This is a genomic window from Acinetobacter sp. Swhac1, from assembly GCF_013390985.1.
GTDB classification, from domain to species: domain Bacteria; phylum Pseudomonadota; class Gammaproteobacteria; order Pseudomonadales; family Moraxellaceae; genus Acinetobacter; species Acinetobacter towneri.
In genome coordinates, this window is the sequence record NZ_JACASN010000101.1 from 1 (window position 1) to 1,216 (window position 1,216).

The following is a 1,216-nucleotide window of genomic DNA, read 5'->3' on the forward strand; positions in this document are numbered from 1 at the left end:
GCTGTGGCTCACGCTCCAGTAGTCCGGAAGGTAGAGCAGGACTTGGAATAAGAGAATGGCAGTGTGTGGAGTGTGGTACGCTCCATGATCGGGATGTAAATTCCGCACTGAATATTCTTGCGCTCGGACATGAGCGTCTAGCAGTAGGAATCTCCGTCCTTTAGGTCGGGGAGGATGTCAACTAAATCCTATATTGTTTTTTGTGCTTGCACAGCCACAATTTTTAGCTAAGGTTTAAATAGCTTTGCGTAGGCATCTTCCTACTTTGGCAAGACCCAAAGTAGGCAAAAGTCTTTTGTTACCCATACACGACATCCTTGTCGTGATGGGTAACGTGGGGCATCCGTGCCCCACATTCGCGTATCGGAAGTTTGTCAAAATTTAATTGGAAAAGAACTCATTTTTAAATTTTTGGGTGATATTTCAGCAGAAATAGAATGAGGTTGCTGTAAAAGTAAACATTTGCACTGAAAAGCGAAAAAGACTATTGACGATTTACAGCTGAAACTGTTTAATACGCGTCATTGGCGTGATAGCTCAGTCGGTAGAGCAACGGATTGAAAATCCGTGTGTCCCCAGTTCGATCCTGGGTCTCGCCACCATATTCAAAACGGTTAAACGTTTTCAATCCCTGATCCCATCAGGGATTTTTTTTGCATAAAATTTATGCGATCAAATAAAAAAGTGATGATTTTTATTGACTATTCAGCCGAGATACGGCTTAATACACGGCATTGGCGTGATAGCTCAGTCGGTAGAGCAACGGATTGAAAATCCGTGTGTCCCCAGTTCGATCCTGGGTCTCGCCACCATATTCAAAAAGCCTCAAACACTGTTTGAGGTTTTTTTTTCGCCTCTAGGTTGGTCATAGAGAATTATAATTACATGCAAAGCGCATTAAAATTCCAAGAAAAATTGCATACCCATAATAGATTTAAGAAAGTGAAAAAGACCGTTTATCCGAGTCAAGGTGAGCCAAAATTGATTTTCAGGTAGGCTATAAAACGTATACGGTTGCAGTGAAAAATTTTTTTCTTGCATGGTGTAAAACTGCATTGTCCTGAAATTACGTTGCGAGACAAGTTTATGAAATTTCTCTGTACACGACAAAAATAGATAACTCATTGAAATAATGTCATAATAATTGTTTTCTAACGACGAATACTATGACACATCTCAATGAGTTATATCTTATCTTAAACAAATATCTAAAATG

General features: G+C 39.7%; 1 protein-coding gene and 2 tRNA genes. All 3 read left to right on the top strand.

The genetic code is table 11. The annotated features are described in order from the left end of the window. Positions 1 to 164: zinc ribbon domain-containing protein (locus HX743_RS16080; protein ID WP_178319679.1), on the top strand; the 164-nt coding region annotated here is incomplete at its 5' end. Between the two features lie 362 nt (positions 165 to 526). Continuing rightward, positions 527 to 602, top strand: a tRNA-Phe gene (locus HX743_RS16085). Between the two features lie 134 nt (positions 603 to 736). Then, positions 737 to 812: transfer RNA gene (locus tag HX743_RS16090), tRNA-Phe, on the top strand. Positions 813 to 1,216: the final 404 nt, after the last annotated feature.